The sequence below is a fragment of the Francisella sciaenopsi genome (assembly GCF_045862875.1).
Taxonomy (GTDB): Bacteria; Pseudomonadota; Gammaproteobacteria; order Francisellales; family Francisellaceae; genus Francisella; species Francisella sciaenopsi.
The window spans coordinates 174,966-190,449 of the sequence record NZ_BTHG01000004.1 but is presented as its reverse complement, the minus strand read 5'-3'; the positions used below and the strand labels follow the sequence as shown (position 1 = coordinate 190,449).

Below are 15,484 nucleotides of genomic sequence, written 5' to 3'. Positions count from 1 at the left end.
ATAAATGGTTCCTGAATATTCTCGATTATATAAAATTCTTGGTTATAGTTTCAAAAATTATACTTTCTTAGTCAGAGCATTAACTCATCGTAGTAAAACAAAGAAAAACTATGAAAGACTAGAGTTCTTAGGGGACTCTATTTTAGGCTTTGTAATTGCTGAAGTGTTATATTTAGAATTTCCTGATTTGGCAGAGGGTAAACTTTCACAAATTAGGTCTAAGCTAGTTAAAGGAGTAACTTTAGCAAATTTAGCTCTAAATTTTAAATTAGATGAATATATCATCTTAGGTGCTAGCGAACAAGGTGGGCATAAGCGCGAAAAAATATTAGAAGATGTATTTGAAGCTATTATTGGAGCAATTTATCTAGATAGTGATTTTGCAACTGTTAAAAAGGTTGTATTAAGTTGGTACAAACCAGTGATATCGACTCTTGATTTAGATGATGTCAGAGTGAAAGACAGTAAATCTAAGTTACAAGAAATTTTATTGCAAAATGGACTAAGTCTTCCTGAATATAGTATTGAAACTATTGATGGTAAAGATCATGAGCAAGAGTTTACAGTTAAAGCATTGTCTATAGATCTAAATATTGAAGTCAGTGCAAAAGGCACATCACGAAAAAAAGCAGAGCAAAAAGCTGCAGAGAAGATGATACAAATACTATCACAACAAGGGTTACATGAAAAAAAATAGATTAAATCTAAATGGTGTGGTTGTTATAAATAAGGCTAAAGGCCTTAGTTCAAATAAAGTTTTACAACAATTAAAGTATTTATATAATGCTCAAAAGGCAGGTCATACAGGGACCTTAGATCCTATGGCAACAGGAGTTTTGCCTATATGCTTTGGTAGAGCAACTAAGATAGCACAATATCTTCTAGATTCTGATAAGGAATATATTGCTACTATTAAACTAGGTGTTGAAACAGATAGTGGAGATGCTGAAGGTCAAATAATAGCAAGAAATGATGATATTCCAGAGTTGTCGGCAGAGTACCTAGAAACAGTTTTGAGAAATTTTCGGGGGAACATAGTTCAAATCCCTCCAATGTATTCAGCTTTGAAGTATAATGGACAACCTCTTTATAAGCTAGCAAGAGAGGGTAAAACTGTCGAAGTAAAGCCTCGAAATATCAAAATATATGAGTTAGAGCTAGTAGACTTCAATACAGATTCGTTGAAAATAAGAGTTAAATGTTCAAAGGGAACTTATATTCGTAGTTTAGCAATAGATATTGGAAAAAATGTAGGATGTGGCGGACATTTAGTGGCGCTACAAAGAACACAAAGTGGTCCTTTTAGAATTGAGGCTGCTCATGACTTAGACAACTTAAAAGATTTAAGTTTTGAGCAAAAACTTGCTAGTATAGCTAATGTAGAGAGTGTATTTATTGACAAGCCAATATACTCTTTAGTAGAAGAAGAAAAAGATGATTTATACAAAAGAGGACTTTTTGCTGACAAATCTCATCTTGATGGAACGGTCAGGATATACGATGATGAGAAGTTTGTTGCCATAGCAGAGTTTGATAAAGGTAAGTTAATAAGTAAAAAATTTTTTGACCAGGATATATTCATAAGTGAGTAAATATAGTATACATAATGATCCTAATAAGGATATTGAAGCACAAAAATACGAGAATCCGATTCCAAGTAGAGAAGTAATCCTAAATTATATAAGAGATACTAATATACCTGTTAGCATAGAAAATATAGCAAATGCTTTAGAAATATTTAAAAAAAATCTTTTTGATGGTCTTGTAAATCGTTTAGGTGCAATGGTTAGAGATGGTCAGTTAGAAAAAGATAGATCATACTATAGTCTACCAGAAATAGCACCGATATATATCACATCTAAAGTGACAACTGATAGAGACTCTCGCTTAGAGCTGTTTAGCCACACTCTAAATACTAAGGTGGGTATAGTCTCTCATCAAGCAAAAATGGTAATGGTTGGTGATGAAGTAACTGCAAAAGTGTTAGGACTTAACAAGCGTGGTCGTATAGATGCAGAGATTCAAACAATAGTTTCAAGAGCTCAAAAAACTATCACAGGATACTACTATAAGAGTTTTGATTGTGATTTTATTAAGCCGATAAGTAAGAGCATGACAAGTGATATAGTGCTATTACCACCAAAGCAAAAAATAGAACATAATTCTTTAATCGAAGCTGAGATAATTGTTTACCCTAGTGTAAGTAGTGCAGCCGTTGCTAAATTTAAACAGGAGGTCGAAGCAGTATCTCCAGTTAAAGAAGCAATGATGATGGCAACACGGAAGTATGATTTAATTGAACAGTGGAGTAAAAAAACTTTACGCTATTTAGATAATATTTCTGATGATGTGATTGTTGGTAATAGAGTTGATTTGCGTAGTGAGAATTTCGTAACTATTGATGGTGAAGATGCCAAAGATTTCGATGATGCTGTTTATGCACATAAAACTAAAAGTGGTAGTTGGAAATTATATGTTGCAATTGCAGATGTATCAAATTATGTTGAAAAAGATTCTAGCTTAGATTTAGATGCTAAGCGTCGCTCAACTTCTGTTTATTTCCCAGGGTATGTTATTCCGATGTTACCTGAGAAGTTATCAAATGGATTATGTTCGTTAAAACCTAATGAAGATAGATATTCTCTAGTTTGTGAAATGAATATTACTAAGGAAGGTAAGCTTTCTAGATATAAGTTTTATTCTGCTGTAATAAACTCAAAAGCACGTTTAACTTATACAGAAGTTGCAAAACTTTTAGAGAAGAAACAAAATACAATACTAGAGAAAACTCCTGAGTTGGCACCTAATTTATTTGACTTGTATGATTTATATAAAGTACTCCATCAAGCTAGGCAAGAACGAGGTGCTATAGACTTTGATACAGTTGAAACACAGATAATACTTAATGAGCATAATCATATTGAATCAATAGTGCCAAGACATCGTAATGATGCTCATAGACTAATAGAAGAGTGTATGCTTGTAGCCAATGTTGCTGCAGCTAAATTTACAATCAAACATAAAAAAACATCACCGTTTAGAGTTCATAGTGAACCTAAAGAAGATAGGATGGAAACTCTTAAAAAGTACTTATCTAGGCATGGAATACATCTTGCTTATGGTAAAGATGGTAAAGTTACGCCAAAAGCTTTGGCTGAAATGCTTGAGAGTATTAAAGAGCGTCCAGATTATGATGATATTCAGATGATGACTCTTCGTAGTATGAATCAAGCTGTTTATAGTATAAATAATGATGGACACTTTGGATTAGCATATAGTGAATATACACATTTCACATCACCAATTCGTAGATATCCAGATCTAGTAGTACATAGAATAATCAAATCAATTATTGGTGAATATGAGCATGGTGCTGCTGATTATAAACCTTCTGAATTAGCAAATATTTGTGAAAATGCTTCCGATCAGGAGCGAAATGCTGATGGTGCATCAAAACAAGTTGAAAACTGGTTAAAATGCTACTTCATGCAAGACTATATTGGTCATGTTTTGGAAGCTCAAGTTAAGCATGTTAATGGCTTAGGTCTATTTGCTGAGCTAAAAGATATGTATATAGAAGGATTGATACATGTTTCGGCCATTCCAGGTGATTATTATATCTATGATGAAGCAAAGGATATATTAATTGGCAAGAGGACTCATAAAGTTTATAAGATTGGTCAAGATATTACTGTAAGAGTTGTTAGAGCAGATTTGGAAAGAATTCACATAGATTTTGAATTATATGATCCACGTAAGCCAAATTTAGATAAAAATAATGATAAGCCGTATCCAAAGAAGTCAAAAAAACCAACTAAAAAGGCTAAAAAAAATAAATCAAGACGCAAGAGAAAGAATAAAATGAAAGCAAAAGTAACTCAATAAGTTTATTATTAAATATGTATATATTATAAATTAATAAAAATTTATTAAATTATTGACATATTTTTATTTAAATCTGCTATCCTGACATGGTTAGACTTTATTAAATCAATGTAAGGAGATACTAGACCGTGTTTAAAGCTAAATTTTTTAAAATTATTTCATTGTTAGTCATAATGTCTTCGGCTTATGCTATAGAAAAATCATCACCAACTCCAAATATATCAACCTTAAAATTAGCAGCAGCAGCAGCAGAAGCATCGTACGTTTCAGCTAATACAAGTAATCTAGAATATGATGCTATAAACTACGTGACCAAAAAAGGTTATGAATATATTATAGTCAATGGTGACAGTAATAATGATTTGACTGCAAGTAAAAAAAATAATACTTTAAAAACAGTATCTAATTATGATTATGCTAGCCATAGAGAGAAATATGAAAATTTTAAGGCCGTTTGGGATATTAATGATTTAGGTGAAATTGAGGATAAAAATTCAGAATCTAATGGAATAACTGGCTATCAAGTTCTTTTGGCAAAAAACCATAATACTAATGAAGCAATTATATCTTTTAGGGGTAGTTCAAATATTAATAATTGGATTGTTGATGCAGCAGTTATACCAAGCTATTTCCTTCCAGCAATAAAAGAAAAGGTTACTGCTCATACAGGATTTCAATACTATTTAGTAGAAGTAATAAATAATCAAGAATTTAAAGAGTGGTATAAAAATAATATTAATAAAGACACTAAAATATTGATAAGTGGTCATAGCTTAGGTGGTGCAGTTGCTATTTTATTTAATGCGTACTTAATTTCAGAAAAAGGGTTGAACCCAGATAATATTAGTATGGTAACATATGCTGCGCCTGCGCCTGGACAGTATAACTTTGCTGAATATTATAAAGATAAAATCAAAAATTTTGTATGGGTAGCAAATGTGATTGATCCAGTAGGGTATATAACTCAACCATTTGATTATTATCATTTTTCAATACCATACTTTATAATTACGGTGAAAGAAAGCTGGATGTCACATAGTATGGATAATTATTATTCTTATATTATGGAGTTAGATAGTTAGGTAGTTTATTTAGAAAGAGTGCTTCTTTACCATTATGTGCTAATGTTGTCTCAATACCATTTTCTTCAAATTTAATTTATATAAATATGATTATAGCCGATTAATAGCTTTGTAACTTGAAAAAACAGCTATAAAACTTATTTATAATTTTGGACCGTTTATGTATAAAATAGCTACATCAAAAAATTGGAGGTTGAAATGAAGAAAATTCTAGCAACAGTATTTGGTTTAATAATTGTGTCTGGAGTATATGCTGAGAGTTATCAGATGTATGCAAAACCAGATGAGAAATCCAAAAAAATTATGACAATTGATGATCAAAATCATCAATATAAGGCAATTTTCTCAAAAGGGGAGTGGATTGAGATAGTTGATCAAAAAGATGGAACAGTTGGATGGGTTAAGCAAAAATTACCAAAAAATGATGCACAAGTATCCAGTCAAGACTCTGTAGAAAAGATGATGGCAGATTTTCAAAAACAACAGCAAATGTTAGATGAGCATTTTAATAAGATGATAGCTAATATTGATCAAAATATAGCCCAAATGCAAACACAATCTAAAACATCAAAAGTCACTAAAAAACCGGATGTGAAAGAATTTAGTTCTATAACAATTAACTCAGATGGCAAAACTGCTAAGATTGTCAAAAAGACAGAAGATAGTAGTGGAAAGGTCGAAACAGTGGAAAAGGAAGTGCCAGCTGATCAACTGAATACTATTAAAGTCTAGTACTAGATTTTAAATTTTATTAGTGACTATGTCTCTAAATAATAATCTTGCTTAATATCTTTTGTTTCTAAAGTGTGCTCAATAAGTTAAAATTACTATGCAATTGCCACTAAAAACTAAGGAGTGCATTATGTATGAAGAAGAGTTCTTATCAGAAAAATTACAGCGTTTCACTCTGGTTGATATTGCATTGGTCAAAATAGTGTACTTTCTCGTTGGCTTACTAATAATTTCTAGCTATTCAACATTAGCGTTGGTTAGTTGGGTTTTCTATTTGCTAATGTTTTTGACAGCGGTTTTTCCAATAGTGATTCATCTTTTGTCGTTTGAAGGTTCGTATATTGAGAAAGCTTGTAAATATTTAAAGACAAACAAACCCTCATATCAAGTACTTTTATTCTTTAGTATGTTTTTCTTTGCTTGTATGTTAGCTGTATTGATACCGGCTCTATTAGACGTGCCGTGGTATATTTATGTTATACTGATAGCTGTTTTTGCAATCAAGCCAATGCGTTCAAATATGTTTTGGTAGAGTGAGGTTATAAAATTGAATAAAAGTACACACGATGGTCAAAAGGTTTACTCTAAATTAGTCCTTAAACTTTACAACTTTGTTGTTTTATTTTTCAATAATACTTTTTTGTGGAAATGTAAAACATCTCAACTATTGCAGTTATACAAAGATAATGTATCGCCTAATCATTTAGATATAGGAGTAGGCTCAGGATATTACCTAAAAAATGTTAAAGATAGATTATCTAAAGTAGCATTAATGGATCTAAACCCAAATTGTTTAGAGTATGTGAAAAATGTACTTAAAGATAAAGAAGTATCAACTTATCAAGTAGATATACTCAAAGATATTGCAGAAGAATTTTATTCAAAATATGATTCTATATCTTGTAACTATTTGATTCATTGTTTACCTGATAATGGCAATAAAGAAAAAGTATTCGAAAATATTGCTAAAATGTTGAGTAAAGATGGAGTGGCTTTTGGATCGACTATTATCAATGACTATAGCTCAAAACTTGCGATTAAGGTGGCTAATAAATTCAATGCCAAAGGAATATTTGATAATAAAAACGATACTTATGAATCTATAGAAAAATATCTAAAGAATAATTTTGCTGAATATACTATAAAGCAAATAGGTTCAGTTTGTGTATATGTTATGTCTAAACCTCTTAGATAATCTTTACTATTTATAATCAATAACATTCTTAATTATTTTTGTTATAATCGCTACATAGACAAATTATTCTATTCACAAAAATAATGAAGAAAAAGCTTTTATTTGTAACTTTATCGGTAAGCTTAATTTTGTTGGGCTCATGTAGTAAAACAACTGTTGCTTATGAAGATCCAAACGGTGTAGATACAACATCCATTAATTTTAGTTCTACTGATTTGCAAGCTATCACGAACAAGATGACCGAAGATATGCTGAATTCACGAGCAGTTAAGAGAATTACTGCTATGGATACTCCAACATTATTCTTTAGTAATATTCGTAATGAAACAAGAGAACATATTAATACAACAATGCTGTCAAATACAGTACAGACACAGATTATCAAATCTGGATTATTCCAAGTTACTGATATGTCTCAAATCAAAAATGTACGTGAGCAGCTTGGATATCAAGCTAATAGTGGTATGGTTGATCAAACTACAGCTACTAAGATAGGTCAGCATATTGGTGCTAGGTATATGGTTTATGGCTCTATCCAAGATATTGATAATACTAATGTTGATGGAGATAAGAGATCTAAATTCTTCTTGGCAACATTGAAGATGATGGATCTAAAAACAGGTCTTGTTGTATGGCAAGATGATAAGCAAATCCGTAAATCACAGACTAAATCAACATTTGGCTGGTAGTTAGATTTCAAAATAGTTATTTCAGAATAGATCTGAAATTTCTTAAAACATAGGAGATAAAATACTATGAAAAAGAAAATATTAAGCTCATTAATTGTTTCATCATTATTAGTAAGTCCTTTAGTTGCTGCAGAAACAACTGTAGATACTAAATCTACAGCTGAGCAGTCGCAATCTGTTGATATGGGTTCAGATGTATCTAATCTTAATAGTGCTATCTCATCAGATTCAAAAGCAGTTGCGACAACTGCAGAAGATAAGAGATCCGCAGAAGAAATCTTAAGTGATGTAATGGAGAGTTATATCGATCAGAATAATCTTAGAGATAAATATGATTATGTTGGTTCTGCTATAGGTACAGCTTCTGTCAATCAGACAAATTCAAATTATGTCGATAGTGCTCAGTTAGCATTTGAGAAGGCTTTGATAAAAGCACAGGCAGAATATATATCGTTTATATCAGCTAATACAAAAGTTGATAAGAGTCTAAGCATAGATAGTACTCAAGGTTCTAATGTTAATGATATTAATACAGATTCTGATAAACCAAAAGAGGGTACTCAAGCAGCTATTGACGCTAAGCAACAAGCATTAGAAGAAGCAAAACTAAATAAACAATTAAAAGATCAAGGTTTAAATCCAGATGATTTTGCAACACCTGATGAGAAGAGAAAAGCTCTCTTAAGTCAGCAAATGACAGTTAAAAGCTTAACTATAGGGTTTGGTAACTTATCAGGTCTACTACCAATCAAGACTTTTGTGGTAGAAAAAAATGGTAATGCGGCTATTGGTGTAGTGGTTATTTATTCAGATAAAATTAAAGGAATGTTTGAGGATATCAAGCATGGTAATGAGCCTGTAATTGTTGGTAAAGGTGGACAATCTCCTTCTGACTTATATAAGGATAAGTCAGGTGAAGATATGATGGGTGATTATGGTATCCGTGTTGGCTTTGGAGAAGATAATAAACCATATATCTTATCATATGGTCAAGGCTCGTACACAGGTCCAAAAATTCAAGGAGTTTCAGCTGGTGATTATGGTTATAAGCAAGCTGAGATTATGGCAAGAGCAAATTTAGTTACACTGATAGCTGGACAAATGTCAACTAAAGAAGCTTTGACTATGTCTGAGGATATTTCTAGTACTCTTGCTAAAAATACTAAAACGCAGCAAACACGTAGAATAGATGCAACTGATATTGAAAAGACGCTATCTACATATTACAAAACAAAAGCAAACCTAGATATTATTGGTCTTAAAACTGTTAAAAGATGGCGTTATAAGTTACCAAGTACGGAGAATACTGTATATGGTGTTGTATTAAAGTGGGATCCTAAGCAAGTAGCTACGGCAAATAAGATCAAAAACTTTAACTATGATGAATATCGTAAACAAAACGCTAAAAGTACAGAAAGTGGAGAGACTTCCTTAAATGGTAAAGTAATTATTAGACAAAGTGATGATAATAAATATTTAAACCAGTTCTAGGATAGAATGATGCAAAAGATATTAATTTTTTTTTCTCTATTTTTGATTTCTATAATTGGTAATGTTGCTATTGCTGCAGATTCTTCTACAAATATTGTATCTGGTAGTTCAGCTAACTTGTTAAATAACTCATCAAATAACACTTTAGGTACTAACTCTGGAAGTACACTTAAGTACAAAGGTGTAGATGAGCGAAATAATCTCAAAATGTTTACAGTTGCTATATTACCATTTGATACAAAAGGATCGACCATAAATGGTAATTATAGTGAAAAGCAGCTTCAGGATGGCCTCAATCAAACTATAATAGCTCAAATTACGCAAACACGTAAATTTAGGATTTCTAATAGGGATGTTAAAGATGAGAAAGCTTATGAAGAAGAAATTCGACGTATAATAAACTCTAATGACTCTAGCGAGAAAGAAAAACTAAATCAAAGAATAGGCGCTGATTTTATACTAACTGGTGATATTTTAGGTTTAAATATTAGTAAGAAGAAGAGTTCGTATTATGGAGAAGACTTTACAACACTGAACGTCTCAGCGAGTGTGGCTTATCGTATGATTGAGTTAGCTACGATGGAGGTTAAATGGTCGAATGTCGTTAGATTGCAAGTACCAGCAAATATCGCTAACGAGTATGCTAACTATGACAATGGCGATCATTCACAGATATTAAGTTATGTTGCTGAACAAATTGGTCAAACAATATCTGAACAAATTGTTGGAGCTATATATCCTCTTCAAGTATTAAAAGTAGACGATGGCGAGATATATTTTAACCGAGGTGGGAATGGCGTTGTTAAAGGTAGTATCTATGAAATTCGTCAAGAAGGAGGCACTAGCGTTGACCCAGCAACAGGACAGCATATTGTTTTAGATAGTAAAGTCTTAGCAAAAGTACGAATTACAGATGTGATGCCTAAGTATTCTGTAGGTATTGTAATTGATGGTAGCTTATCTAAAATACAAGCTGGTTTACGCGCATATTTATCCAAATAATATGAAAATAAAAATTTCTTTATTGTTTATTACATGTTTTGTTGTATCTAGTTGTGCGACATTTAGTGGTAGCCACCCTAATAAGGTAGGAGCTGCTAAAAGTGCTATTGAGACATGTAACTATAAACCTATCGAAACAAAGTTTGATGAAGCTTTTGATAATGATGGTATTAATGCTTCTATCGGCTTCTTAGAAACTGGGCGTTTTGATCAGTTACTAGGTAAAACTGAATTATCACAAGTTAAATATGCCAATGCAGCAGATTATGTTGCTAAGTCAGAAGCAGAAGCAAAAATAAGAGTTAGGAATATACTTAAAAATACTCAAGCTACTCTTTTAAGTGATAAAGAGAGATATTACTATATATCTGATTATGAGATTACTTTTTTATACGCTTATCAAGCGCTAAATTATTTAAAACAGCATGATTTAGAAAATGCTGCTGTTAGTATTCGTAACTTATCATATGCTCAATATGCCACTTATGAAGCAAAGGATTTAGCAGCTCAGACAAATAAAACTAGGTATGAAGAATTTAATCATGTTGATTCTAGACAGGTTTCATCAAATATATCTGGTTCAAAACAATATAGACAGTTAGTAAATATAGCTGATAGGGTAAAAAATTCTTATGAAAATGCTTTTGGATATTATCTAGAGGCTTTGATATATCAGTCGTACGATACCGATCTAAATAATGCTAATTTATCAATGAGTAATGCTCTAAGAGTTGTTCCAAACAATCCATATGTTAAAGAAGATTATAAACAAATCAAGAACGCTTTTGATACTGGTCATGATATCTATCGACAAGGGCAAGGTAAACTTGTTGTAATATATGAGAGTGGCTGGGTTGAGCCTGTTAAAAAGTTTGATATACCGATCGCGATATTTTTTCAACAAGCTGGAGTTCAAAAAATTTCGTTACCATACTATGGCTCTTATAAGTTAGCACCTAATGCCGATGTAGAGATTTTAAAAGGTAATAAGATTATCGATAAAGGTAAAACAGCATTACTGGTTGATACGACTGCAATGGCAGCTAAATCTTTATCAGATCAATATCCTGCGATCGTAACTAGAGAGGTTTTACGCCTAGTTACAAAAACAGCTATTTCTGTGGCGGCTATTAGATCATCAGGTGACTATGCGGCTCTAGCAGCAATTGGAACTTCGGTGTATAACATGGCGACGACCCAAGCAGATTTAAGAAGCTGGAATCTTTTGCCCAAAAATGTCGATTTATTTTCTAAGGATTTAGATCAAGGTGAATATACGCTCAAAATTAATAATAAAGATACAATCGTAACTATTATGCCTCAAAAAATAACTATGGTATGGTTAACTAGCGAAGGCTGTTATCAAAGGATATTATTAAACGAAATTTTATAATATTGATTGTAAATGAATTTTGAAAACTAATCTTTCAAAACTGATCAAAAGTATTTTTTTGTTGTAGTGATATATTCTGTCGAGAAATAAATAATTGCATAAGTTTCTATTGATTAATCATATTCTTATGAATATATTTAGTAGGTTAAATTATTTAAAAAATAAAACTATTTAATAGTAAATTGGAGAAGATATGAGAATCTTATCAGTTCAAGATATGGCAAAAATAGTGCAAAAGCACGGTTTTGATAACTTTATTAGAGACCTAGTTGAATATACAAAACAGGACTTTATAAGATGGCAAGAGTTTGATAAATCACCAAGATATGCAGCTCATGTTCCGGGAGGTGTTTTAGAGCTTATGCCAACTGCTGACAATAAATTATTTACATATAAATGTGTAAATGGACATCCTGCAAATCCATTTGATGGTAAGCAGACAGTTGTAGCTACAGGACAGTTAAATGAGATTAAACATGGTTATCCACTACTTATATCTGAAATGACTGTTCTTACAGCTTTAAGAACTGCAGCTGCGACTGTGTTAGCAACAGACTACTTAGCGCGCAAAGATAGTAAGACTATGGCGCTAATAGGAACAGGTGCTCAAAGCGAATTTCAAACTTTAGCTCATAAATTAATCAGACCTATTCAAACAGTTAGATATTTTGATACAGATCCAGAAGCAATGAAAAAATATGCTAATAATATGAAAGATGTAGATCTTGAATTTATCGCTTGTGATAGTGCTAAAGAGGCTTGTGAAGGTGCGGACATCATTGTCGTATGTACGGCTTGTAAACTTCATGCAATTGTAATTGAAAATGATTGGGTTAAAGAAGGTGTACATATAAGTGGTTTGGGTGGAGATTGTCCTGGTAAGACTGAACTTGATATAGATATTCTCTTCAGAGGTAAAGTAGTTGTTGAATACAAAGAGCAGTCAATGATTGAGGGAGAGATTCAAAACTTATCACCACAAGAAGTTGAGCAAGTTTTACATGCGGAAGTATGGGAAATTTTAACTGGTAGGAAAAAAGGTCGTGAAAATGATAAAGAAATTACGATCTATGATTCAGTGGGTTTTGCAATCGAAGATTTCTCAGCACTTCGTCTGACCTTAGATTTAGCTGAGAAGTATGATATTGGTAGCCAAATGGATATGGTACCACCAATCAAAGATCCTAAGAATTTATTTTCAGTATTATAATATTGGGGTGATAAAATGAAAAAAGTAGAAGCAGTAGGAATAGCTATTGGTAATGCTGGTAGAGAAATTGGTTGTGGAAGAGCTCCATATGCTTTGTTGAATGAGTTAAGAGATAGACGTATAGATGCTCAAATTATCAATTATGTTGGTGGTAGAACTGAAGTACCAACCATGGGTAGATATTTTACTAAAGTTGCTCAACGAGTATCTGAAATTCTTAAAGAAGGTAAGTTTCCTTTAGCTCTTGGAGGAGATCATTCATGTGCGATAGGTACATGGAGTGGGGTTTATGATTATCTTAAAGGTCAGAAAAAAGAGCTTGGTTTGATTTGGATTGATGCACATTTAGATAGTCACAGACCAGAAACTTCTGAGACAGGTAATATTCATGGTATGCCTGTAGCACATCTTTTAGGATATGGTCATGAGGAATTAATAAAAGTACTAAATGATAATCCCAAGTTAAAGCCTGAGAATATTGTTTTCTTTGGAATTCGCTCTTATGAAAAGCCAGAAAGAGACTTTTTGGAAAAATTAGGTGTTAAAGTTTATTATCAAACAGATTTAACTGATAGAAACTTTGAAGAGTTATTTTTACAAGAGTTTGAACGTCTTGAGAAGGTTACAGAGGGTAATGTAGGGATTAGTTTTGATTTAGATGGTTTAGATCCTACTAACCTTGATGCTGTAGGAACTCCAGTTGAAAATGGTATTGACCCACAAGTTTTTTATAAGACTATTGAGAAAATTAATTTTAATAGTTTAGTGTGTTTTGAAGTGGCAGAATATAATCCTCTGATTGATAAAACAGAAATCTCGCTTAAATATATGTCAAAACTAATAAGATTAGTTGAAGGCAGTATAAAAAATATAACTCAAAAATAGTTTATCTGTAAAACTTTTGATAACATTATCTTACAAGTTTCTCTTTATATATGTCTGATGCATAGAAACAACCTGTTATTAATGACTGATAGTTATAAACATTCACATCCTTATCAGTATCCTAAGGATGCCAATTATCTTCATTTTTATTTAGAAAGTCGTGGTACTGTAAATAGTGATTTAGCTACGCATACTAGATTTTTTGGCTTACAGTATTACATCAAAAAATACTTATCTCGGCCAATAACACTAGAAATGATAGATGAAGCTGAAGAAATTCTGAAAGCTCATGGTTTGGTATTTTATCGAGAAGGCTTTGAGAAAATCTTAAAAAAGTATAATGGTTATTTACCAGTTAGGATTCGTGCGGTTAGAGAGGGGAGTCTAGTACTTTTACATAATGTATTGATGACTATAGAAAGTACTGATCCAGAGTTGTTTTGGTTGCCTGGATTGCTAGAGACACTACTTTTGAAAGTATGGTATCCAACTACAGTTGCAACTATCAGTTTTAATATCAAAAAACTAATCAAAAAATATCTTCTAGAAACCGCAGATAATCTCGATAAGCTGGAATTTATGCTTCATGATTTTGGCTATAGAGGTGTTTCATCAGAGGAGTCTGCTGGGATTGGCGGAGCGGCGCATCTGACTAATTTTCTAGGAACAGATACCTTAGCAGCTCTACAGGTTTGTAAAGAATATTATCATGAAAATATGGCTGGTTATTCGATTCCTGCAAGTGAGCATTCAACGATGACTAGCTGGGGTATGGGTTCTGAGTGTGAGCGTCAAGCCTTTGAGAATATGATTGAGCAATTTGGAGATAACAGTATTCTATATGCCTGTGTTTCGGATAGTTGGGATTTTAAACAAGCAGTACAAACTTGGATTGATTTAAAAGATAAAGTCAAAGCTAGAAAAGCAAACTTGGTAATTAGACCAGATTCAGGAGATGCTATAGATAATATCTTATATGCTCTTAGTGAACTAGAAAAAGCGTATGGTAGTAGTGTAAATGCTAAGGGGTATAAGGTTCTACAAAAGGTAGCATTGATACAAGGTGATGGTGTAAGCCTTAGTTTAGCAAAGAGTATACTATCGGCGATGAAAAAAAATGGATTTTCTGCTGAGAATATAGCTTTTGGTATGGGTGGAGCATTGCTACAAGGAAATCATGAATCATCTATAAACAGAGATAGTTTCAAGTTTGCTATTAAATGCTCAGCAATCAAACGTGGGGACTCTTTAATTGGAGTTAAAAAAGAACCTATCACAGATCCCACAAAGAAATCTAAACAAGGACGTCTAGATTTGATTAAAGATGCTAAAGGTAATTATCAGACAATAGTTCTAGATGATCAGTATGCTATAGGAGAGTATCATAGCGACTCAATACTTGAAACTTATTATGAAAATGGACAAATTAAATTTGAACAATCTTTAGCAGATGTGAGAAAATATATATAAATTAGGTATACTTGTAGTATGTTTGCATTTATTGCCACATAAGTATATTAGTTGTTTAATCAATAAAAATAAGGAGTATCTACAATGTTAGAACATCATCCATTAGTTAAAGAATTTCCTGAATTAAGAGATCAATTACACAATATGAAAGAAAATCATCATATCAGTAATCAAATGAAGAAATATGAAGATCTAGATAAGAAAATATATAATCTTGAAAGTTCAGGTATGTTTGAAGATATGCAGTTAGAAGAGCTGAAAAAGCAAAGATTAGAAATCAAAGATATCATCTATAAAGCTCTAAAAAGTTAATCATTAAATAATTCCATATAAAAAAATTCTTAAATAAATTACCTTTTCCTATAATTTCTTATAAAATTTTAGTTCTATTTAGTATATCTTTATTACTTAGTTATTAAGTATTTATTATATATTTTATAAAGAGGGTCT

Annotated in this window: 15 protein-coding genes; all 15 read left to right on the top strand. The window is 31.9% G+C overall.

Annotated features, from left to right (window positions below; translation table 11 throughout):
- The first annotated feature begins 4 nt into the window (after positions 1-4).
- The 15 genes from rnc to ACKTR7_RS06180 all read left to right on the top strand — a co-directional run bounded on the left by rnc (position 5) and on the right by ACKTR7_RS06180 (position 15,346).
- Positions 5-697: a ribonuclease III gene (rnc, locus tag ACKTR7_RS06250; RefSeq protein ID WP_407877510.1), complete on the top strand. Its 693-nt coding sequence runs from the start codon at positions 5-7 to the stop codon at positions 695-697.
- Positions 684-1,592 carry a tRNA pseudouridine(55) synthase TruB gene (gene truB / locus ACKTR7_RS06245; protein WP_407877509.1) on the top strand — a complete coding sequence of 303 codons (909 nt, stop codon included), beginning with the start codon at positions 684-686 and terminating at the stop codon, positions 1,590-1,592. The genes rnc and truB overlap by 14 nt, the downstream gene beginning before the upstream one ends.
- Positions 1,585-3,885 carry a ribonuclease R gene (gene rnr / locus ACKTR7_RS06240; RefSeq protein ID WP_407877508.1) on the top strand — a complete coding sequence of 767 codons (2,301 nt, stop codon included), beginning with the start codon at positions 1,585-1,587 and terminating at the stop codon, positions 3,883-3,885. The genes truB and rnr overlap by 8 nt, the downstream gene beginning before the upstream one ends.
- 128 nt (positions 3,886-4,013) lie before the next feature.
- The gene (locus ACKTR7_RS06235) at positions 4,014-4,967 is read left to right on the top strand and encodes a lipase family protein (RefSeq protein ID WP_407877507.1); all 954 of its coding nucleotides are present in this window, start codon (positions 4,014-4,016) and stop codon (positions 4,965-4,967) included.
- A gap of 198 nt (positions 4,968-5,165) precedes the next feature.
- Positions 5,166-5,699, top strand: a complete 534-nt coding sequence (locus tag ACKTR7_RS06230) for a hypothetical protein (protein ID WP_407877506.1) — start codon at positions 5,166-5,168, stop codon at positions 5,697-5,699.
- 130 nt (positions 5,700-5,829) lie between these two features.
- The gene (locus tag ACKTR7_RS06225) at positions 5,830-6,231 is read left to right on the top strand and encodes a hypothetical protein (protein ID WP_407877505.1); all 402 of its coding nucleotides are present in this window, start codon (positions 5,830-5,832) and stop codon (positions 6,229-6,231) included.
- Between the two features lie 15 nt (positions 6,232-6,246).
- Positions 6,247-6,894 carry a class I SAM-dependent methyltransferase gene (locus tag ACKTR7_RS06220; protein WP_407877504.1) on the top strand — a complete coding sequence of 216 codons (648 nt, stop codon included), beginning with the start codon at positions 6,247-6,249 and terminating at the stop codon, positions 6,892-6,894.
- An 83-nt stretch (positions 6,895-6,977) separates the two neighbouring features.
- Positions 6,978-7,583, top strand: coding sequence for a penicillin-binding protein activator LpoB (gene lpoB / locus ACKTR7_RS06215; protein ID WP_407877503.1), 606 nt, complete (start codon positions 6,978-6,980; stop codon positions 7,581-7,583).
- 66 nt (positions 7,584-7,649) lie between these two features.
- Positions 7,650-9,074, top strand: coding sequence for a DUF6844 domain-containing protein (locus ACKTR7_RS06210; protein ID WP_407877502.1), 1,425 nt, complete (start codon positions 7,650-7,652; stop codon positions 9,072-9,074).
- Positions 9,075-9,083: 9 nt separating this feature from the next.
- Positions 9,084-10,076, top strand: a complete 993-nt coding sequence (locus tag ACKTR7_RS06205; protein ID WP_407877501.1) for a CsgG/HfaB family protein — start codon at positions 9,084-9,086, stop codon at positions 10,074-10,076.
- Between the two features lies 1 nt (position 10,077).
- Positions 10,078-11,469, top strand: coding sequence for a COG3014 family protein (locus ACKTR7_RS06200; protein WP_407877500.1), 1,392 nt, complete (start codon positions 10,078-10,080; stop codon positions 11,467-11,469).
- Positions 11,470-11,662: 193 nt separating this feature from the next.
- Positions 11,663-12,679 (top strand): ornithine cyclodeaminase, encoded by a 1,017-nt coding sequence (locus ACKTR7_RS06195; protein ID WP_407877499.1) that lies wholly within the window; start codon positions 11,663-11,665, stop codon positions 12,677-12,679.
- Positions 12,680-12,694: 15 nt separating this feature from the next.
- Positions 12,695-13,564 (top strand): arginase, encoded by an 870-nt coding sequence (locus ACKTR7_RS06190; RefSeq protein WP_407877498.1) that lies wholly within the window; start codon positions 12,695-12,697, stop codon positions 13,562-13,564.
- Between the two features lie 57 nt (positions 13,565-13,621).
- The gene (locus tag ACKTR7_RS06185) at positions 13,622-15,034 is read left to right on the top strand and encodes a nicotinate phosphoribosyltransferase (protein ID WP_407877497.1); all 1,413 of its coding nucleotides are present in this window, start codon (positions 13,622-13,624) and stop codon (positions 15,032-15,034) included.
- 84 nt (positions 15,035-15,118) lie between these two features.
- Positions 15,119-15,346 (top strand): YdcH family protein, encoded by a 228-nt coding sequence (locus ACKTR7_RS06180; protein WP_044526738.1) that lies wholly within the window; start codon positions 15,119-15,121, stop codon positions 15,344-15,346.
- Positions 15,347-15,484 lie beyond the last annotated feature (138 nt).